The 19,294-nt window shown below is 69.2% G+C and carries 17 protein-coding genes and 1 pseudogene; 3 read left to right on the forward strand and 15 right to left on the reverse strand.

The features are described 5' to 3' along the window. Positions 1–98 precede the first annotated feature (98 nt). The 6 genes from SY91_RS18510 to SY91_RS18535 form a co-directional block, all read right to left on the reverse strand. Positions 99–944 carry an ABC transporter ATP-binding protein gene (locus tag SY91_RS18510; RefSeq protein ID WP_006479272.1) on the reverse strand — a complete coding sequence of 282 codons (846 nt, stop codon included), beginning with the start codon at positions 942–944 and terminating at the stop codon, positions 99–101. A gap of 41 nt (positions 945–985) precedes the next feature. Continuing rightward, a complete protein-coding gene (locus SY91_RS18515) occupies positions 986–1,801 on the reverse strand; it encodes an ABC transporter permease (protein WP_185921294.1) in 816 nt (271 codons plus the stop codon). Between the two features lie 35 nt (positions 1,802–1,836). Continuing rightward, positions 1,837–2,679, reverse strand: a complete 843-nt coding sequence (locus tag SY91_RS18520; protein ID WP_034174852.1) for an ABC transporter permease — start codon at positions 2,677–2,679, stop codon at positions 1,837–1,839. A gap of 21 nt (positions 2,680–2,700) precedes the next feature. Then, complete coding sequence (locus SY91_RS18525; protein WP_012338436.1) at positions 2,701–3,768, reverse strand: ABC transporter substrate-binding protein; 1,068 nt, start codon at positions 3,766–3,768, stop codon at positions 2,701–2,703. Between the two features lie 103 nt (positions 3,769–3,871). Beyond that, positions 3,872–5,119, reverse strand: coding sequence for a glycosyltransferase family 87 protein (locus tag SY91_RS18530; protein WP_185921295.1), 1,248 nt, complete (start codon positions 5,117–5,119; stop codon positions 3,872–3,874). A gap of 6 nt (positions 5,120–5,125) precedes the next feature. Continuing rightward, positions 5,126–6,220, reverse strand: a complete 1,095-nt coding sequence (locus SY91_RS18535) for a glycosyltransferase family 2 protein (protein ID WP_077179708.1) — start codon at positions 6,218–6,220, stop codon at positions 5,126–5,128. A gap of 306 nt (positions 6,221–6,526) precedes the next feature. Between SY91_RS18535 and SY91_RS18540 the strand changes: the two genes are divergently transcribed. Continuing rightward, a complete protein-coding gene (locus tag SY91_RS18540; protein ID WP_043886689.1) occupies positions 6,527–6,901 on the forward strand; it encodes a phage protein NinX family protein in 375 nt (124 codons plus the stop codon). A 28-nt stretch (positions 6,902–6,929) separates the two neighbouring features. On the opposite strand, the gene SY91_RS18545 is transcribed toward SY91_RS18540, so the two are convergent. The 6 genes from SY91_RS18545 to SY91_RS18570 form a co-directional block, all read right to left on the reverse strand. After that, positions 6,930–7,916 carry an ABC transporter substrate-binding protein gene (locus SY91_RS18545; RefSeq protein ID WP_023475064.1) on the reverse strand — a complete coding sequence of 329 codons (987 nt, stop codon included), beginning with the start codon at positions 7,914–7,916 and terminating at the stop codon, positions 6,930–6,932. A gap of 232 nt (positions 7,917–8,148) precedes the next feature. Next, on the reverse strand, positions 8,149–8,580 hold the full coding sequence (locus SY91_RS18550; protein ID WP_023475063.1) for a DUF1090 family protein: 432 nt from the start codon (positions 8,578–8,580) through the stop codon (positions 8,149–8,151). A 163-nt stretch (positions 8,581–8,743) separates the two neighbouring features. Next, complete coding sequence (locus SY91_RS18555) at positions 8,744–9,928, reverse strand: LysR family transcriptional regulator (RefSeq protein ID WP_043886686.1); 1,185 nt, start codon at positions 9,926–9,928, stop codon at positions 8,744–8,746. A 61-nt stretch (positions 9,929–9,989) separates the two neighbouring features. Then, positions 9,990–10,712, reverse strand: coding sequence for an aspartate/glutamate racemase family protein (locus SY91_RS18560; protein ID WP_012338429.1), 723 nt, complete (start codon positions 10,710–10,712; stop codon positions 9,990–9,992). 23 nt (positions 10,713–10,735) lie between these two features. After that, on the reverse strand, positions 10,736–12,286 hold the full coding sequence (locus SY91_RS18565) for an NCS1 family nucleobase:cation symporter-1 (RefSeq protein WP_027808055.1): 1,551 nt from the start codon (positions 12,284–12,286) through the stop codon (positions 10,736–10,738). A gap of 254 nt (positions 12,287–12,540) precedes the next feature. Continuing rightward, positions 12,541–12,876, reverse strand: a complete 336-nt coding sequence (locus SY91_RS18570) for a hypothetical protein (RefSeq protein ID WP_023475060.1) — start codon at positions 12,874–12,876, stop codon at positions 12,541–12,543. Positions 12,877–12,963: 87 nt separating this feature from the next. Between SY91_RS18570 and SY91_RS18575 the strand changes: the two genes are divergently transcribed. Then, the gene (locus SY91_RS18575) at positions 12,964–13,515 is read left to right on the forward strand and encodes a DUF3005 domain-containing protein (RefSeq protein WP_006479262.1); all 552 of its coding nucleotides are present in this window, start codon (positions 12,964–12,966) and stop codon (positions 13,513–13,515) included. Between the two features lie 94 nt (positions 13,516–13,609). Here the strand turns inward: SY91_RS18575 and SY91_RS18580 are convergent, their stop codons facing one another. Beyond that, on the reverse strand, positions 13,610–14,371 hold the full coding sequence (locus tag SY91_RS18580) for a DUF4397 domain-containing protein (RefSeq protein WP_006479261.1): 762 nt from the start codon (positions 14,369–14,371) through the stop codon (positions 13,610–13,612). 280 nt (positions 14,372–14,651) lie between these two features. Continuing rightward, positions 14,652–15,959 (reverse strand): MFS transporter, encoded by a 1,308-nt coding sequence (locus tag SY91_RS18585; RefSeq protein ID WP_006479260.1) that lies wholly within the window; start codon positions 15,957–15,959, stop codon positions 14,652–14,654. A 538-nt stretch (positions 15,960–16,497) separates the two neighbouring features. On the opposite strand from SY91_RS18585, the gene SY91_RS18590 reads away from it, so the two are divergent. Next, the gene (locus tag SY91_RS18590; protein WP_006491051.1) at positions 16,498–16,944 is read left to right on the forward strand and encodes a MarR family winged helix-turn-helix transcriptional regulator; all 447 of its coding nucleotides are present in this window, start codon (positions 16,498–16,500) and stop codon (positions 16,942–16,944) included. Between the two features lie 25 nt (positions 16,945–16,969). Here the strand turns inward: SY91_RS18590 and SY91_RS18595 are convergent. After that, positions 16,970–19,251, reverse strand: a pseudogene (locus SY91_RS18595) (molybdopterin cofactor-binding domain-containing protein). Between the last annotated feature and the right edge of the window lie 43 nt (positions 19,252–19,294).

Below are 19,294 nucleotides of genomic sequence, written 5' to 3' on the forward strand. Positions count from 1 at the left end.
CGCGCGGAACCGGAACCGATGAATCGTCACAACCTTAGCGTGCGCGCTGCGATGAACGATATGTGTCGTGATGCTGAACGATTCGATACGTCATGCGCCTACCAGGCGAGCCGCCATTCGCCGATCCGGTGCGGGCGCGCCGCGTCGAGGTGCTTGCCGCCTGAACCGTCGTCGCCCGGCGGCTCGCTGTCGTCGAAATCGGCGAGCACGGTGTCGCGCAAGCGCGCGAATGCCGGCGAATCGCGCCGGCGCGGGCGCGGCAGCGCGACGTCGACGATGCGCGCGATGCGGCCCGGACGCGGCGCCATCGTGACGACGCGGTCGCCGAGATAGACGGCTTCGTCGACGTCGTGCGTGACCAGGATCATCGTGATGCGCTCCTGTTCCCAGATGCGCAGCAGTTCGTTCTGCATCTTCGCGCGGGTTTGCGCGTCGAGCGCGCCGAACGGTTCGTCGAGCAGCAGCACGCGCGGCCGGTTCACGAGTCCGCGCGCGATCGCGACGCGCTGCGCCATCCCGCCCGACAACTGGTTCGGAAACGCGTGCTCGAAGCCGTTGAGCCCGACGAGCGCGATGTGCTCCGCGATCGCGCGCCGTTTCGCGGCGGCGTCCAGCGGCGCGTTGCGCAGCGCGGCGCCGATGTTCTGTTCGACGGTCAGCCACGGGAACAGCCGGTGATCCTGGAACACGATGCCGCGCTGCAGCGACGTGTCGCGCACGCGCTCGCCGCCGGCGTGGATTTCGCCGGTGTAATCGGTGTCGAGCCCGGCGACGAGCCGCAGCAGCGTCGACTTGCCGCAGCCGCTGGCGCCGACGATCGTGACGAATTCGCCGGCGCGCACGTGCAGCGACACGTCGTCGAGCACGGCGAGCGCCGCGCCGCGTTGCGCGTAGTGCTTGCTTACATGGAGGATGTCGAGCGAATCGGAGGCGAGAGTCGTCATGGCGGTCAGGAGAAGGGAGCGATACGGAAGGAACGGGCGCCTCAGCGCGCGAGGTCGCCGCGCCGGGCCAGCACCTTGCGCTCGATCGCCCGCGCGGTCGCGTTCAGTGCCCAGCCGGTCACGCCGACGACGATGATCCCGAACAGCACGAGATCCATCCGGAACTGCTCGCTGCCGTCGATCAGCATGTTGCCGATCCCGCTGCCGGCGACGAGCAGGTATTCCGCGCCGAGCGTCGCGAGCCACGAATAGATCAGGCCGAGATACAGGCCGGTGAAGATCGACGGCAGCGCGGCCGGCAGGATCACGTAGCGGATCAGCTGAAGCCGCGAGTAGCGCAGCGCGCGGGCGACGTCGACGTACGTGCGCGGCACCGCGTGAATGCCGTCGCAGGTATGGGCGGCGACCGGCAGCAGCGCGGCGAGCGACAGGAACACGACCTTCGCGACGTCGCCGAGCCCGAACCACACGGAAATCAGCGGAATCCACGCGAACAGCGAGATCTGCTTGAACGTGTCGAAGCTCGGGCCGACCATCCGCGTGGCGACGCGCGACAGCCCGAGCACGGCGCCGAGCAACAGCCCGCCCGTCGCGCCGATCGCGAACCCGCACGCTTCGCGCGCGAGCGATGCCGACAACGCACGGCCGAGCGCGCCGCTCGTGGCCTGCGCCCACGCGGTGTGCAGCACGTCGGCGGGGCTGACGAACAGCCCGCTTTTCACGAGATGGGCGGAAGCGAGGGCCCACCAGCACGCAAGTGCGGCGAGCGGCAGTACGAAGCCGCGCCAGTCGGGTGCATGCAGGCGGCGGGCGGGCGTGGCGGGCGGTGACGTTGACGGCGTGGCGGCGTGCGGCACGGGCGACTCTCCTTCGATGGGGCGGGCGGCCCGGTTCAGCCGCGAAACGCGGACGGCACACCGCGGCGCAAGCGCGCTTCGAGTGCGTCGAGCGCCCGGTTGATCAGCAGGCCGACCGCGCCGACCACGACCACGGCCGCCATCACGAGATCGAGCTGGAACAGTTGCCGCCCGTACACGATCAGGTAGCCGAGCCCTTCGGACGACGCGACGAGTTCGACCACGACGAGCGCGAGCCACGACTTCGTGAACGCGAGCCGCACGCCGGTTGCGAGCGTCGGGATCGCGGCCGGCAGCACGACGTGGACGATGCGTTGCCGGCGCGTGTAGCCGAATCCGCGCGCGACTTCGTCGAGGGCGGGCGGCGTCTGGCGGAACCCCTGCAACGTGCTCAGCGTGACCGGGACGAGCGCCGCATGCGCGATCAGCAGGTACTTGAGCGGCTCGCCGACGCCGACGAGCAGCAGCAGGAACGGCAGCCAGCCGAGCACCGGAATCTGCACGAGCGCATTGAAACTCGGCAGCACGTAGGCTTCCAGCGTGCGCGACAGCCCGAGCGCGACGCCGATCGACACCCCGAGCAGCGTGCCGGCCGCGAAGCCGACGAGCACGCGCTGCAGGCTGATCAGCGTGTGGCGCACGAGATCGCCGCTCGACGCGAGCTCGGCCAGCGTGTCGACCACGCGTTCCGGCGGCGGCAGGATTTGCGGTGCGATCCAGCCGCGCGCGCTGCCGACGCTCCACAGCGCGAACAGCAGCGCGGGCAGCACCCACGGCGCGAGCTGCCACGCGAGCCGTTTCAGCGCGGCCGAGCGGCGCGGCGGCACGGCGAGCGCGTGCGAGTCGGACGACGGGACGGAAAACGCGGTGTCGCTCATCGGGGCGGGTCCGGTCAGGTATCAGGTGAGGGGCTTGCCGGCGGCGTCGTAACGCGGCCAGTAGTTTTCGAGCTTCAACGTGCGCAATGCGTTGTCGAGATACTTCGGCTCGAACCAGCCGTCGACGTCGACCGGCTGGCGGATCAGCTTGAGGTTCAGCGCATCCTGGGCGACCGCCTTGTAGCGAGCGACGACGAACGGATCGATCAGCGGGGACAGGCGTTCCTTCAGGCGCTGGTTCGCATAGTCGGCCTGCCACGACGAATACGGCACGCCGCTTTTCGCCCACAGCTTGAACAGCGCATCGCGGTTCGCCTCGTCGGACGACCATTGCGCGCCCTTCACGAACGCGGTGACGACGCGCTGCACGATGTCCGGGTGCGCGCGGTCGAAATCGTCGAGCACGAGCAGGTGGGTCTGGCGCGTCAGTTGCGGGCCGTCGTTCTGCGATTCGTAGATGATCTTCGCGAGGCCCGCGTCGCGCAGCTTGTAGAGCGCGTAATCGCCCACCGACGCGTCGATGCCTTTCGATGCGAGCGCGGCGAGCGAACTGGCGGCGTCGAGGTTGATCACGCGCAGGTCGCGTTCGCCGAGGCCGTTCTTCGCGAGCGCGTTGTCGGCGACGAGCTGCAGGTTGGTGCCGCGGAAGATCGACACGCGGCGGTCCTTCAGGTCCTTGATCGAGCGGATTGTCGAGTCGGGCGGCACCGCGATCTTGATGCCCGAGCGCACGCTCGCGGCGAGCAGCAGGCGGGTCTTGATCCCGTTCGAGCGCGCGAGCACGGCGGGCAGGTCGCCCTGGTACGCGAAGTCGAGCGCCTTGTTGGCGATCGCCTCGTTGACGGCCGGGCCCGCACCCTTGAAGAACAGCCATTCCACCTTGATGCCGTCGGCGGCGAATTCCTTTTCGACGAGCTGCTGCAACTGCACGGTGGCGGCGCTCGATCCGCCGAACGTCGGGGGATCGCCGGCGCCTTGCTGGGCGACGCCGATGCGGATGGTGGCGGGCTTGTCGGCGTGCGCGGCGGCGGCCGGCAACGCAAAAAGGGACGCGATCAGCAGCGATCGCAGCAGGCGCAGTGGGAGCATGAATCGATGGATCCGGAACGTGGGAGAACGAGGCCGGGCCGCAGCCCGTCGGGTCATTCTCGATGACGCCCCGGGGCCGGACAAGCAACGATTTGAACTATGCTTATCGCCGCGCGGGGGATCGCGGGAGGGCGCGGGCGCGCCGCAGGAGCACGAGCAGTGCGGTCGCCGTGACGGCAGGCCCGATCTGCGGCAGCGTCAGCCACGGATTCAGAAACTCGTACATCGGCAGCGCCCACATGACGGCGACGACGCACTGCTCGCCGCGCCGCCAGCCGTACTGTGCGCCGATGGCGATCATGCAAGCGATCGGGATGCACAGCCACGACAGTTCGTAGTGCCAGACATACGGATTGGCGGCCAGCGTCGCGACGACCAGTACCGCACCGCGCAACCGTGCGTCCCGGCTGCGGCGCCAGACGAAACACGCTGCCGCGAGCGCGATCGCCGCGATGACGGCCTGGCCGGCGTACGCGAGGGCGGGCGACAGGCCGGCAAGCCGAAACGCCGCGAACGGCGTCGGCGACGCGAACCAGAACGGCACGCCATGCTCGATGATCAGCGAACGCAGCGCGCCGGCGTTTTGCAGGAACAGGCGCAGCGGTTCCATGCCGCCCGCCGCGATTCCCAGTGCGGTGATCGCGGTCGCCCATGCCGCGGCCCACGCGAACGCGCGCCACGCACGCGCGGCAATCAGCACGAACGGGAACAGCAGGGCCAGTTGCGGCTTGACCGACAGGAGTCCGATACAGAGGCCGGCCAGCAGCGGCCGCCGGTCGACGAAATACACCGCGAGCGCCGCGCACGCCGCGGTCAGCGTCGCGTTCTGTCCGTACATCGCAGTGACGAACACGCCCGGGCAGGCGAGCAGCGCGAGCCAGCCGATGCGCGTCGCGCCGGGCACCGCGCCGAACCCCGACACGCGCCACACCGCGAGGCCGAGCAGCACGATGCCGAGTACGACGAACACCGGATAGCTGATCGCGTAGGGCAGCAGCGCGAGCGGTGTCACCGCGAGCAGATACGACGGCGGGTACAGCCACGGCAGGAACGCATGGCGGCCGGCCAACGGGAACAGCGTGGCGAGTTCGCGCGAGAACGCGGGGATGTCGTAGGCCAGCCACGGCGAGCCGTGGAGCATCAGATGGGACGCGGACCAGAACACCATGTACCCCGAGCCGGGGCGAAACGTGCCGGGGTCGGTCGAGTGAAAGCCGACCCAGAGCAGTATCGCGCCCAGCAGCGCACCGATCACCAGCATGACCGCGCTGTAAAGCGCGATGCGTCCGGGCGTGAGCCAGGGGCGGATGGTGCGTTCGTCGCGCCGTATCGACGAGCCGGAAATATCCATGCGGTGCTACTTGACCGACAGATTGCGCGACGCCTGCGCGCCCGCCACGACCGTCTGCCGGCGCCGGGCCGTCGCGATGCGCCGGACCGGAAACTGCAGCAGTTTCGAGCCGTCCGCTGGCGCGTGCCGCGCGGGCTGCTGGCCGGCCTGCGCATCGGCCCGGTAGCGGCGCCGCACGAGGTAGACCGGGCGCTGCTTCGATTCGTGATAGATGCGGCCGAGGTATTCGCCGATCACGCCGATGCCGATCAACTGGATGCCGCCGACGAACAGCATGACGGAGATCAGCGACGCGTAGCCGTGCACCGGGTTGCCGAACAGCAGCGTGCGCATCACGATGTACGCGCCGTAGACGAACGACAGCGCGGCGAACGCGAGGCCGATGTAGGTCCACACGCGCAACGGCACCGTGCTGAAGCTCGTGATGCCCTCGAGCGCGAAGTTCCAGCGCCGCCATCCGGAGAATTTCGAGCGGCCGCCGCTGCGCGCCGCGCGCGTGTATTCGATGATCTCGGTGCGGTAGCCGACCCATGCGAACAGGCCTTTCATGAAACGGCGCCGTTCGGGCAGTGCCCGCAACGCATCGACGACCTGGCGATCCATCAGCCGGAAATCGCCGACGTTCTCCGGCATCTCGACCTCGGAGAGCTGGTTGTGCACGCGGTAGTAGAGCGCGGCGGCCACGCGCTGCATCAGCGGATCGCACCGGCGGTCGGTGCGCTTCGCGGCGACGACTTCGGCGCCCGCGTGCCAGCGTTCGAGCATCGCGGGGATCAGGGCCGGCGGGTCCTGCAGGTCGGCGTCGATCAGGATCACGGCCGCGCCGGCCGCTTCGTCGATGCCGGCCGTGAGCGCGGCTTCCTTGCCGAAGCGCCGCGTGAGATCGACGATGCGCACGCGCGAATCGGCGACCGCAATGTCGATCAGCTTGTCGAGCGTGCCGTCGCGGCTGCCGTCGTTCACGCAAACGATTTCGAAGCGAGCGGTGCCGATCGCTTCCAGTATCGGAACGGTGGTCGCGAAGAACGCATCGATCGCTTCTGCTTCGTCGTGAAACGGCACGACGAGCGATACCAACGGCTTCAGGGTGTGCCTGGACATACGTCCCCCGTGAGATCCGGTCTGCGCCGCATCGTCTGGTCCTGTCGTCGCCGGGTGTGCGAAAACGGGTCCGGATCGGCGCGCATGTTGTGTTTGTAATGGCCGCGGCTGCCTGCCGCGAGCCGGGCGGCGAGCCGTCAGATCATTCTACGCACGAATGACACACAGGTGACAGCGCGCCCGGGTTTGTTCGGGGGCGGGTTTCCGCGATGCAGCGGCTCGCCGGGGAGCGCTGCGGCGCCGGTTACGCGTGCATCCGCAACGGTTGTTAGCATGTCGTCGGTAATGACGATGACGGAGACGGTCATGCAAGTCCAGGATCTGACAGGCGCGCGGCTGGATTACTGGGTCGCGATCGCGGAAGGCCACGAGGCGCCGCGTGCCGACGCGTCCGGATGCACGTCGATTCGCGCGGCGGGCGGCGTGCCGACGCCGTTCGCGCCGTCGTCGTCCTGGGCGGACGGCGGCCCGATCGTCGAGCGGCTGCCGTTCGCCGCGTTCGAGCGCGAGGGCGGGCGGGGCGCCTGGCGTGCGGTGCTGCACCGCGCCGTACCGGCCGCGGGCGAGCGCTGCACGTTCAACCACGCGGGGCCGACGTTGCTGGTCGCCGCGATGCGCACGCTCGTCGCGTCGACCTTTGGCGACGACGTGCCGGATCTCGATATGACGCGGCCGCGCTGAACGCGCCCCGCGCCCCGCCTGGCCCCGCTCAGGCCGACACGTCCCGGATGGCGATCGACGCGACGTCGACGCGGCGCGGCAGGATCGCATCCGCGGCCGCGCGATCGGCGACACGCTGCAGCACGTCGATGTCGGCGCCGCTGAGGCTGCGCTGCGCGAGCGCGGCCCGGCGCGCGATGTCGGTGGCCGCGTCGGGCGGCAGGCGCGTGAGCGACGCATAGACGCTCGCGTAGTCGGACGGGTGCGCGAGTGCCCATTGACCGGCGCGGGCGAGCCGCGCGAGCACGTCCGCGAGCGCCGCGCGCTTGCCGCGATCGTCGAGCGTTTCGACCGGCGACGTCAGGAACGCAAGCCCCGAATTGATGCCGCTGCCGTCGCGGACGATGCGCGCGCCGCGTCGCACCGCATGCCCGTAGTACGGATCGAAGGTGGCCCAGATGCCGATCCGCTTCGCCTCGAATGCGGCGAACGCGTCGACCGGCAGCACGAAGCGCACGTCGACGTCGCGCGGTGCGAGCCCGTGTTCGCGCAGCGCGCCGTACAACTGATACTGCGAGATGCTGCCGCGCGCCGACGACACGACGACGGTTTGTCCTTTCAGGTCGGCCACCGTGCGGACCGGCGAGTCCGGCTGCACGACGATGCCGAGCGACGCCGGCGAGCCGACGCGCGTCGCGACGATCCGCAACGACGGATCGCCGAGTGCGGCCGTCAGCACGGGCAGGTCGCCGGCCGGTGCGAGATCGATCGCGCCCGCGCGCTGCGCTTCGAACAGCGGCGCGGCGCCCTGGAAGTTGGCCCAGCGGAACCGGTACGGCGCGCCGTCGAGCACGCGTGCCGCTTCGGCCAGCGCCCGCAGGCCGCCGGCCTGGTCGCCGAGGACGAGCGTGACGCCCGACAGGTCGGTGCCGGCCGCGCGGGCGGGCAGTGCGAGGCCGCCGGCGAGCGGCGCGGCGGCGAGCGCGGCAAGGCGCTGCAGCGCGCGGCGGCGCGCGGGGGCGGAAGAGTGGGTCATCGGCGGCGTGTCCTCGGTGATCCGCGCGGGCCGCGCGGCTGCCGGGCAGATTACGGAATCGGTTTCCGGCCGACAAACATCGAATCGTGAAATGCATATTCGCGCGGCGGCCGCCGGGGTGGCCGGTGTCGACCCGATGCTCGGGGCTGTCGTGTCGCTGTCGGGGCTGCTCGCACTCGCACTCGAGCGGCACGCGCGACGCGGCCCGTCGCATCAACCCTTGTTCGATCCGTCAGCCTTCAAGCGCATCGCGATCGACCTGCGCGTCGTGCAGGTCGCGCGTGGCGTCGCGCAGCTTCGCCTGCTTGTCGGCGAGCTTGCGTTGCGCGTTGCTCAGCTTCCTTGCATCGCCTAGCGTTTCGGCTTCGTGGACGCGCGCCTGTGCGTGGCGGACTTCGTCTTCCGCGTTGCGCAGGTCGCGCGCCTTGTCGGCGAGCTTGCGTTCGGCGCGCGCGAGCTGGCCGGCATCCGTGCAGTTCGCCTGGATTCGTTCAAGCGCGGCTTGCTGACGCATCGCCTGTTGCGTGTTGCCGAACCGTTTCGCGTTGTCGATCTGCGTGTGCAGCGCGCGGATGCGCGTTGCGCAGTCCTGAGTGCCGGCGAATGCGCCGGTGCTCGCGAATAGCGCGACCGGGATGGCCAGCGCGATGAGTGTATGTTTCATGCGATTTCCTCGATTCGATCAAGCGGCCACGGGCGGTCGCGATACGACGCTCGGCGGCACGGGTTCGAGGCGTCATTCTGACGAGTCGGTGCGACGCGGGTAAATAGGACCGGTCTGACATGCAGCGGCCGAGCGGACCCTTCCGGCCCGGGTGCGGCGCCGGTCAGTGCGACTTGGCCGCGCCGCGATGGATGCGTGCCGCCTGCGCGACGCGCGCCGGATGCGACGCATGGCAATGAGTGGCCGGTCTGCGGCGCTTGCGCCGGGTGGGGTCGGGCGGATCGGTGCCAGCCACCGCGGTGTTCGTTGCGTCCGCATCGGCCCCGGAAGCGGCAACGGCAGCGACCGCCGCGACCGCCGGCAACCTTGCCTCGGCGTCGAGCCATGCGCGCGTCGCGTCGGCGATCAGCCCGCGCAGCCACCGACCGCCTTCCGCGCACGATCCCGATTCGTTCCACGTCATCCGGTACGCGATGTCCGGCGGCTCGACCGGCAGCGCGACCGCGGCGAGCGGCAGCAGCTTCGCATAGTGCCGCGCGAGCCGGTACGTGGTGGTGAGGATCAGGTCGGTGCGCACCAGCGCATGCGCGGCGAGCTCGAAGTGCGGCAGCGTGACGACGATGCGCCGTTGCAGGCCCACGCGTTCGAGTTGCCGGTCGATCGCGCCGGACGCTTCGAGCCACGACGGCGTCGGGCACAGCTGCGGCGCCGCCGCGAACCCGGCGGCCGTCATCGCGCCGCGCCGCGCGAGCGGGTGCGTCGCGCGCATCAGGCATACGACGCGGTCGTCGAACAGGTCGTCCTGGCGAAAGCGCGACTGGCGCACGGGCCGGTTGTCGATCACGACGTCGAGGTCGCCGTCAGCCAGCGCGCGCTCGTCGTCGAACCCGTCGCCGAGCGGATGGAACACCAGTTGCGCGTGCGGCGCACGCTCGCGAAACAGCGCGACGAGCTTCGGCACGAACAGGACATTCAGGTAGTCGGGGCAGCCGATCCGGTAGGTGCGCACCGACGTGCGCGCGTCGAACGTCGGCTGCTGGATGCGGATGAAGTCGATCACGCGCAGCGCGTTGCGCAGCGGCTCGATCAACCGCGCGCCGAATTCGGTCGGCACCATCCCGTAGCGGCTGCGTACCAGCAGCGGATCGCCGAGCAGCGTGCGCAGGCGCTTGAGCGCGGCGCTCGTCGCCGGCTGCGACATGTTCAGGCGCACGGCCGCACGCGACACGGTGCGCTCGGTCAGCAGCACGAGCAGGATGCGCATCAGCCGTGCATCGAGCACGTCGAGCGCGCCCGCGGCATCGAACGTGCCGCGGGGCAGGGCGGTTGGATCTAGCGGGGCCCGCATGACGATACGCGTCCCGACGATACGAGGCGACCGCGCGATGCGGCCGCCGGCCGGCGACCCGTCATTTTGCGAACGGCCAGCCAACGATCCGCTTCGGGCGCGGCGGCGCGTACGTGCGGACCTTCGACGTCTTCAGCTTCAGGCGCACCAGCGATTCGGCGAGCACGACCGCGGCCGATACGCCGTCGACGACCGGCACGCCGGTGCATTCCTCGATCTGCCGGTCGAGGCCGGCCATCCCGCCGCAGCCGAGGCAGATCACTTCCGCGTGATCGTCCTTCACCGCGCGCTGCGCCTGGCCGACGATCGATTCGATCGCGCGGGCCGGATTCTCCTCGAGTTCGAGCACCGCGAGGCCGCTCGCACGCACCGACGCACAGCGCGCATCGAGCCCGGCGAGCTTCAGGCGATCCTCGATCAGCGGCACCGTGCGGTCGAGCGTCGTGACGACCGAGTAGCGATGGCCGAGCAGCATCGCGACGCTCGCGGCCGCTTCGGTGATGTCGACGACGGGCACCGTCAGCAGTTCCTGCAGCCCTTCGCGGCCATGCTCGCCATAGCCGGCCTGGATCACCGCATCGTACGGTTCGTCGTAGCTCAACACGCGATCCATTACGGCGATCGCCGCGAGGTAGCTCTCGAAGTTGCCTTCGACCGACTCTGCGCCGAAGCGCGGCGTCAGCCCGACGATCTCCGTGCCCGGCGATGCGGCGGCCTGCGCCTGCGCGGCGATCGCGTCGGTGATCGACTCGGTGGTGTTGACGTTGACTACCAGGATTCTCATCGGCGACTCCGTATGCGTGTGTGTCAGTGTCGCGCGCAGGCGACCGCGATGTGCTCGCCCGAGCGCGCTTCGTAGATCCGTTTGCGATCGGCCAGCAGCCAGTACACGCTGCCCGCGATCGCCGCGCCGAGCAGCCACGAGAACGGCGTCATCGCGCTGAAGGCCGGCACGACGGCGAGCGTGATCGAGATCAGCGCGGACGGCACGAGTGCCGCGAGCGCCTTGCGGTTGACGCCGCGCGTGTAGAAGTAGGCGCCGCTCGGCGCTTCGGTGTAGAGATCGGGCACGTTCACGCGCTGCTTGCGCACGAGCCAGTAGTCGACCGTGATGATCCCGTACAGCGGGCCGAGCAGCGCGCCGAGGCCGGACAGGAAATAGACGATCACGATCGGGCTGTTGTACAGGTTCCACGGCAGGATCAGCACGGCGATCGTCGCGCTGATCAGGCCCGCGCGGCGGAACGACAGGCGATGCGGCGCGAGGCTCGTCAGCACGAAGGCCGGCGCGACGAAGTTCGCCATGATGTTCACGGCCACCGTCACGATCAGGAAGGCGAGGCAGCCGAGCACGAGGAACAGCTTGTTCGGCACCGTCGCGATGATTTCCGTCGGGCTGTGGATGATGTGGCCGTTCAGCTTGAACTGCGCGCCGGCGAGCACGAAGCTGATCGTCGCGAATACGAGGATGTTGACCGGCAGCCCCCAGAAGTTGCCGACGCGCACCGTCTTCGGGCTCGGCGACGAGCGGGCGAAATCGCAGAAGTTGAGCACCAGCGTGCCGTAGATCGCGAGCCACAGCGAGCCGCCCGCGAAGATTTCCGTCCACATCTTCAGGCCGGTCATCGGCTTGCCGATCGACATCGCGAGGTGGCCGCCGGTGCGGCTGAACATCCATGCGGCGAGCGACAGCGTCGTGACGAGGATCACCGGGCCGGCGAGCCCCTCGTACTTGCGGACCATTTCCATCCCGTACGTGAGGATGCCGATCTGCACCAGCCAGATCGCGACGAACGTGATCCAGCCGAGCGTCGACAGCCCGAAGATCGCATTCTGGTCGAACGCGGCGAGGCCCGGCCAGATCGCGGTGAGCAGCACGCGCAGCACGACGGACGCGAGATAGGTCTGGATGCCGAACCATGCGATCGCGATCACCGCGCGGATCATCGCGGGCAGCATCGCGCCGTAGATGCCGAAGCTCATCCGGCTGATCACCGGGAACGGCACGCCGGTTTTCTGGCCCATGTAGCCGGTGAGGTTCATGAAGCCGTACACGAGCACCGCGCCGATCGCGAGCGACGCGAGCATCTGCCAGCCCGACAGGCCGAGCGCGAACAGCCCGATCGCGAACGAGTAGTTCGCGATGTTGTGCACGTCGTTGGTCCATAGCGCAAAGATGCTGTAGCGGCCCCAGGTCCGGCCTTCGGCCTGGGTCGGCGCGAGATCGGGGTTGTGCAGCCGCGGGCTCAGCGCGGGATCGCGGGCGGCCGGGTCGGTTCGATGCGATGCGTCGTCCGCGCCGAGCCCGAGGCCCGCGCGGTGAATGGCTTCCAGTTGCACGCCGTTGTCTCCTTCCATGTGCGGGGCGCGAAACCGACCGCGTGTCGTACGCGGCGCGGGCCGGGCCCCGGTGGACGTTATGTCTCGGATTTGTTCGCGAGTATGGGCGGCGGCTACCACGATGGGAAATTAAATATTCGGCTGGGCGTCATTTGAAAAATGAATGAATCGCGTCGGGCCGCGGCGGCGGGGGAACGGCATGCAAATTGCGAGTGAACGGGTTCCATCCACATCGACATCAGCGGAGGTGTCATGCAGCGATATTCCATTCGTCACGTATCGCGAGCCGTCTTCGCCGGCATCCTGATCGCGGGCCTGGCGGCAGGCGCGGGTTGCCAGAAGAAGGGCGACAACGGCGCGGCCAGTTCAGATTCGAGCGCAGCGAGCGGCATGTCGGCCGCGCCTTCGACCGCACCGTCGGGCACGCCGAGCAGTGGGGCGGACGCCGGCGCGAGCCTGCCGGGCGCGGCCTCCGCGCCGAGCGGCGCGAGCAGCGGCTGACCGACGGCGGATAGCCGGGGCGGACGGTGCGTCAGCGCGCCGTTCGCCGCTGAGGTGCGGTGCCAACCGGCACGCGCGCCGGACGGCGTGCGCGCGGCCGTGCGCATGAAAGATTTGCAAGGACCGTTGTAGCGATTTCCGGCCCGGCGGCGACGGCGTGACGCCGGCGTCCGCCGGCCGGGCAAGGAGGTGCGATGCAGAACGCGGAATCGAACCCTACCCCGGAAAAGCAGCGGGAACAGATCGAGAAGAGCCCGGTGAAGACGCCGGCGGCCGGCGATATGCCCGACGCGGCGACCCAGGCGGCGCAAGTGGCGCGGCGTCCGCTGACGCCGGAGGCGGTCGCCGGCAAAATGCCGACCGGCCTGCCGGAGATCGACGTCGGCGCGCATGCGGTCGACAGCGGCGACCCGGTACGTCGGGCCGCCGGCCGGATCGTCACGCTCGACAACGCGAACATGGCGATGACCGACAACACGGTCGACGTCGACGGCAAGGGCATGGAGGCGCGCACCGGCGCGTCGGAACTGCAGGACAACGTGATCTATTCGAACGCGTCGCTCGACGAAGCGGTCGATACGCCCGACGAAGGGCTCGGCGGGATCGAGAGCCGGCCGTCCGGCAACATGCCGCAGATCGCGACGCGGCCGGGCTGGCGGGTGCGTCATGTCGGTGACGTCGATATCGAGCATGGCGACAGCACGCGTGCCGAGCACGTGATCTGCCTCGAACGGTCCGACGACTGATAGCGGCCGCTGATACCGGCATTCGAGGTAGTCGACGCGCGGCGGCCGGCGCACATCGCGCCGGCCGCCGCGATCGTTTCGGGCCCTTGCTGCGTTACTGCGGCCCCAGCTCCTGCGCGGACGTATCGGCGTTGTTGCCCTGCGCGACCAGCACGTGGATGTCGTTCGGCGTCACGTCGCCGACGCCGCCGGACGGAATCGTCAGGAGCAGCCAGTCCGCGTTGTTGCCGATGCTGACCGGCGCGGTCTTGAGGATCGGCGACTTGCTGCCGGCCGTCGTGACGACCACTTGGTACGTGCCGCCGTTCAGGTAGACCGAATCCTGCGTCGTTGCCGGTACGGCGTTCTGGTAGGCGGCGCCCGCCATCGTCGGGCTGACCGTCGTGATGTCGGTGCCCGGCGGCACGACGTACACGTCGACGTTCTGCGCATTCGGCGATGCGTTGAAGCTGCGCACGCGCGCCTTGTCCGACAGCAGGCCCTTGTCGTACGGATCGTCGATGACGGAGATCAGCGACGTCGTGCTCGGCAGCGCGATCGTCGTGTAGTGGTGACCGTTCGCGGCGCTGAACGCCTGGGACGCGACGGTCGCGGTCGTGCCCGACACGTCGTAGCTCGCGGTCTGCGTGCCTGAATCGACGTCGTGATAGCGCGTCACGCCCTTGTAGGCGACGCCCGACTGGTCGACCTTCCCGTTCAGGTAGTAGTCGAGGTTCGGGCCGGCCGGCACCGCGTTGATGAAGCGCGCCTGCGGCTTCGAAATACCGAGTACGGTGCCGGCGTCGTCGCCGCCGCCGCACGCCGCGAGTACGGAAATGACCGAGCACAGGGCCACTATCGTTCGTATTGATTTCATGTTGTCCTCTCGTTCAGGGAACCTGCATTGCGATGCAGAACCGCCGCGTGACGGATCGCGCGGGGCGCAGCGCCGGTTGGAAGGCAGATGGCTGTCCGCCGGATGGCGGGCGCGAGGATGTCGCAAGCGGTGTGCCTGTGCGAGGAAAAAACGGCGAACGGCGGGGGAAGCGCGCACGCGCCGGTGTGGCGGCGTGCGCGGGATGACGCGAGGAGCGGGAGCAGACCGCGCGAACCGGCGCGGTTGTAAAAAAGCAGCGTTGCGCGCGCGGCGCGATACGTCAGCGGTTCACGAGCCGGGCCGGATACGCGAGCGCGAGTGCGCAGCCGACCAGCATGCACGCGGCGAACCCATACAGACCGGCGCTTTGCGAATGGAACGTATCGCGCAGCCAGCCGATGAAATAGGTGCTGCCGAACCCGCCGAGGTTCGCGATCGAGCATGCGAACGCGATGCCGCCGGCGGCGGCCGAGCCCTTCAGGAACGTCGACGGCAGCGCCCACACGACCGGCATCGCGGCGGCCGCGCCGGCGTTGATCAGCGAGAACAGCAGCACCGTGCCGAGCGTGCCGTGCGACGACGAAGCCGCGATCGCCAGCGCGACGGCCGACACCATGAACGGCACGACGATATGCCAGCGGCGTTCGCGTGCGCGGTCGGAGCTGGCGCCGCAGTACAGCGTGGCGAGTACCGCGGCGGCGTTCGGAATCACCATCAGCCAGCCGATCTGATATGCGTCCTTCACGCCGGTGTCGCGCAGGATCGTCGGCAGCCAGAAGCTCACCGCATACAGGCCGAGCAGCACGCACAGGTCGATCAGGCCGAGCGCCCACACCTTCGGATCGGAGAACGCCTTGCCGAGCGCGTGGCTCTTGTTGCCGGACGGATCGGCGTCGAGATTCGCGCGCAGCACCCGCTTCTCGTCGGCGTTCAGCCAGCGCGTGGATTCGATGCCGTTGGGCAGCCAGCGCAGCACCGCGAAGCCGAGCAGCACCGACGGCAGCGCTTCGAGCAGGAACAGCCACTGCCAGCCGCCGAGCCCGTGCGCGCCGTCGAATGCACGCATGATCCAGCCGGAAATCGGGCTGCCGATCATGCTCGACAGCGGCAGGCCCACCATGAACAGCGCGACGATCCGCGCGCGACGTGCATCGGGATACCACTGCGTCAGGTACAGCAGCACGCCCGGCAGGAAACCGGCTTCGGCGGCGCCGAGCAGGAAGCGCACGACGTAGAACTGCATCGGCGTGTGCACGAACATCGTCGCGCCCGACAGCAGGCCCCACGTGATCATGATCCGCGCGATCCACAGCTTCGCGCCGACGCGTTGCAGCACCAGATTGCTTGGGACTTCGAACAGGATGTAGCCGGCGAAGAACAGCCCGGCGCCGAGGCCGTACACGGTGTCGCTGAACTTCAGCGCATCGAGCATCTGGAGCTTCGCGAGACCGATGTTGATGCGGTCGAGATAGGCCGCGAAGTAACACAGGCAGAAGAGGGTGATGAGGCGCAGCGTGACCTTGCGATAGAGAGGGCCGTGGGGCGCGTCGTCGGGGGAAACGGCGGCGCTCGGGTGTGCGGTAGACATGGGACTGCCCCTGTTCGAGTGTGACGGATGAATGGGTGGCTCGATCGTCGCGAGCGGGACGTTCCGCTGCGCACTGGAGTCTGTATATCACGTCAAATACGTAGCGTACACACTAGAAAATACCGAAGCGCACAGGCACGTATACGGCCATCTTAAGGCAAGCGTTTGCATGACAAATGTCCGTGTCAACAAAGGGGTTTTGGATGATATGGAGTGTGCGCTGAAAAGACAGGCGCACAGGCGATGGCATGCACGAATTTCGTGCGTATGCACTCAAAATTGAAGTGTGTGCGCGAAAGCTGGCGGCGGCGGTCGCATGCCCAGGCGGTAGCCGCCGCGACGGTGCGCGGCTGGCCGGCACGCCGCCGTGACGGGCTGGCGATCCGCTAGGACCAGACGAGCCTCAAGCGCCACTCGCACGCGATTCCGCGAATCCTGATGCACCGCAATGACGCGACCGGCCAGCCGCCGGCCACGCCGATTTGAGGGTGTACACTGCTTGTCTTTCATTTGCGCGCAGGCAAGGGCCTGCACTCTCATGGCGTCTTCCAAGGATTCGTACGATTTTCATGACCAGGTCGGGCATCTGCTGCGCCGCGCGTATCAGCGGCACGTTTCGATTTTCCAGGAGGCGATTCCCGATTCGGATCTCACGGCCGCGCAGTTCGTGACGCTGTGCGCGGTCAAGGAGCGGCAGGCGTGTTCGCTGAACGACATCGTCAAGGCGACCGCGATCGATCAGGCGACGATTCGCGGCGTCGTCGAGCGGCTGAAGACGCGCGCGCTGATCGAGGTGTTGCCCGACCCGAACGACGGCCGCAAGCTGATCGTGCGCGCGACCGCGGCCGGCCTCGCGCTGATCGACCGCACGGTGCCGTTCGCGCGGCAGGTGACCGAGCGCACGTACGGCGCGCTCAATCCCGGCGAGCGGGTCGCACTGCAGTTCCTGCTGCGCAAGATGATGGAAGAAGACGGCGATGCCTGACGGGTGGCGCGCGGCCCAGATCCATCTATGTCGTGACGGGCGCTGCCGCGTCGGCGCGCATCAGCCGGCCGGCCTCGCGTAGCCCGGCGCGCACGGTTTCCGGCGTAAACGGCGGCGCATAGAACCGCACGCCGGTCGCATCGAACAGCGCATTCGCGACCGCGGCCGGCCCGGGCACCGATGCCGATTCGCCGGCCCCGAGCGGCGGTTCGCCTTGCCTCGGCATCAATACGACGTCGACGTCCGGCACTTCCGCGAACGTCAGGATCGGATAACTCGCCCATTCGCGCGACGCGACCTTGCCGTCCGCGAACCGCACGCGCTCCTTCAGCGTGCGGCTCAATACCTGGATCACGTTGCCGTGGATCTGGTGGCGCACGCCATCCGGGTTGATCATCGTGCCCGTGTCCTGTCCGACCGTCACGCGCTCGATGCGGATCTCGCCCGACACGCGATCGACGCTCAGGTCGACGATCCAGGCCGACCACGCCGCGCCGAAACCGGGGAAGCGGCTGTGCACGTAGCGCGCATACGCGATCCCGCGGCCGCGCACGAGCCGCGCTTCGTCGCGTTCGTCGCGTTCGTCGAGCGGGCGCGGCACGCGCGGCGTCCACCCTGCGCGCTCGGCCACCGCCTGCAGCAATTCGATCGCACGCGTGTCCTGCAGATGGCGAATGCGGAACGCGAGCGGATCGACGCCGGTCAGCGCCGCGCATTCGTCGACGAACGCATCGTGCGCGAACGAGTTCGGCAATGCCGACACGCCGCGCAGCCACGACGCCCGCACGAGCGGCGCGAGATCCTCGCAGACGAAGCGACGATGCGGGCTCGCATACGGCGACACGGCCGTGCGGTCGCCCATTTCGAACACGCGCGGCGCGGGCGCGATCGCGCCGGTCAGCAGCGCCGCGAGCAGCGGCGCGTCGTTCGACGGATAGCGCGTCGTGAAGTCGTAGCCGAGCAGGCGGCCGTCGCGCGTGACGGTGCCCGTCACCTGCATCGACTGGCCCGCGCCTTTTGGTTCCCACAGATGTTCGTCCGCGCGCGACAACTGCACGCGCACCGGGCGGCCGACCGCGCGCGACAGCAGCAGCGCGTCGCCGCACACGTCGTCCGCGCCGTTGCGGCCGTAGCAGCCGGCCGCTTCCATCCGCACGACGTCGATATCGGCCTCATCGCGCGCGACGAGCGTCGCGAGGTCGTAGCGCAGCGATACGGGGTTCTGCGTGCCGGACCACACGGTGATTCGGCCGTCGCCCGGCGCGCGGTAGTCGGCGAGCGCGCACGACGGGCCGATCGAGCCGTGCATCTGGAACGGCCACGCATAGGTGCGCGACAGCGTGAGCGTGTCCGGTTCCGTTCGCGCGGCGTCGACGTCGCCTTCGTCGAGCAGCACGCGGCGGGTGGCCGGCGCGGCGGCGATCGCGGCGGCCGGCGCGTCGAGCGGCGGCAGCGCGGGAAGCGGCCGCCACGTCACGCGCAACTGGCGCGCGGCGCGGATCGCGTATTCCTCGCGTTCGGCGACGACCCCGACGAAATCGCCGAGCGTGACAACGGCCACGAGCCCCGGTACGTCGGCCACCGATGCGCGATCGACGTCCATCAGCGACGTGCCGACGAACGGGCCGCTGTCGTGGCCCGCATACGGCGGCCGGACGACGCGGCCGTGCAGCATGCCCGGCACGCGCATGTCGTGCACGAACGTGAGCTGGCCGGTCGCCTTCGTGGGCAGGTCGACGCGCGGCGACGCGCGGCCGACGATCCGGTAGTGCGCGGGTCCTTCGTGCGGGTGTTCAGGTCGAGCGTCAGCGCGATCCGCCGTGCGGCGACGAGCGCGGCGAACGTGACCGCCTGTCCATCGGCTGAAATCGATCCATCGTCGATGTTCAGCCGCTCCACATCGACGCCGAACCGCTCGGCGGCGAGCGCCAGCAGCGCGTGACGGGCCTGCGCGGCCGCGCAGCGCAGCGGCGCGGCGGAAATCTGGATCGTCGCGCTGGCGATCGTCGGGCCCTGGTTCGGTGTCGCGGCCGTGTCGCCGAGCACCATCGTGACGCGCGCGGCCGGCACGTCGAGTTCCTCGGCGACGATCTGCGCGAGCGACGTGCGAATGCCGGTGCCGAGATCGACGTGTCCGTTGAACGCGAGGATGCGGCCGTCGTCGAGAATCGCGACGAACACTTCCGGCAGCGCCGGCACGTACGACGACAGGCTGCCCGGCTGGCCGGGCGCCGGCTTCACGGGGGGCGCGGGCGGCCGGATCACGGTCAGGCAGCCGGTACGCGCGAGCAGTTCGGAGCGGTTCACGGGGGAGAGATCCTGTCGAGGAAGGGGCGGCCGGCGCCCGGTC

Source organism: Burkholderia cenocepacia (assembly GCF_014211915.1).
GTDB lineage: Bacteria > Pseudomonadota > Gammaproteobacteria > Burkholderiales > Burkholderiaceae > Burkholderia > Burkholderia orbicola.

Coding starts and splice junctions, on each gene's coding strand:
- SY91_RS18510 (WP_006479272.1), bottom strand. CDS start 944: ATGACGACTCTCGCCTCCGATTCGCTCGACATCCTCCATGTAAGCAAG.
- SY91_RS18520 (WP_034174852.1), bottom strand. CDS start 2,679: ATGAGCGACACCGCGTTTTCCGTCCCGTCGTCCGACTCGCACGCGCTC.
- SY91_RS18525 (WP_012338436.1), bottom strand. CDS start 3,768: ATGCTCCCACTGCGCCTGCTGCGATCGCTGCTGATCGCGTCCCTTTTT.
- SY91_RS18530 (WP_185921295.1), bottom strand. CDS start 5,119: ATGGATATTTCCGGCTCGTCGATACGGCGCGACGAACGCACCATCCGC.
- SY91_RS18535 (WP_077179708.1), bottom strand. CDS start 6,220: ATGTCCAGGCACACCCTGAAGCCGTTGGTATCGCTCGTCGTGCCGTTT.
- SY91_RS18540 (WP_043886689.1), top strand. CDS start 6,527: ATGCAAGTCCAGGATCTGACAGGCGCGCGGCTGGATTACTGGGTCGCG.
- SY91_RS18545 (WP_023475064.1), bottom strand. CDS start 7,916: ATGACCCACTCTTCCGCCCCCGCGCGCCGCCGCGCGCTGCAGCGCCTT.
- SY91_RS18550 (WP_023475063.1), bottom strand. CDS start 8,580: ATGAAACATACACTCATCGCGCTGGCCATCCCGGTCGCGCTATTCGCG.
- SY91_RS18555 (WP_043886686.1), bottom strand. CDS start 9,928: ATGCGGGCCCCGCTAGATCCAACCGCCCTGCCCCGCGGCACGTTCGAT.
- SY91_RS18560 (WP_012338429.1), bottom strand. CDS start 10,712: ATGAGAATCCTGGTAGTCAACGTCAACACCACCGAGTCGATCACCGAC.
- SY91_RS18565 (WP_027808055.1), bottom strand. CDS start 12,286: ATGGAAGGAGACAACGGCGTGCAACTGGAAGCCATTCACCGCGCGGGC.
- SY91_RS18570 (WP_023475060.1), bottom strand. CDS start 12,876: ATGCGCACGGCCGCGCGCACGCCGTCCGGCGCGCGTGCCGGTTGGCAC.
- SY91_RS18575 (WP_006479262.1), top strand. CDS start 12,964: ATGCAGAACGCGGAATCGAACCCTACCCCGGAAAAGCAGCGGGAACAG.
- SY91_RS18580 (WP_006479261.1), bottom strand. CDS start 14,371: ATGAAATCAATACGAACGATAGTGGCCCTGTGCTCGGTCATTTCCGTA.
- SY91_RS18585 (WP_006479260.1), bottom strand. CDS start 15,959: ATGTCTACCGCACACCCGAGCGCCGCCGTTTCCCCCGACGACGCGCCC.
- SY91_RS18590 (WP_006491051.1), top strand. CDS start 16,498: ATGGCGTCTTCCAAGGATTCGTACGATTTTCATGACCAGGTCGGGCAT.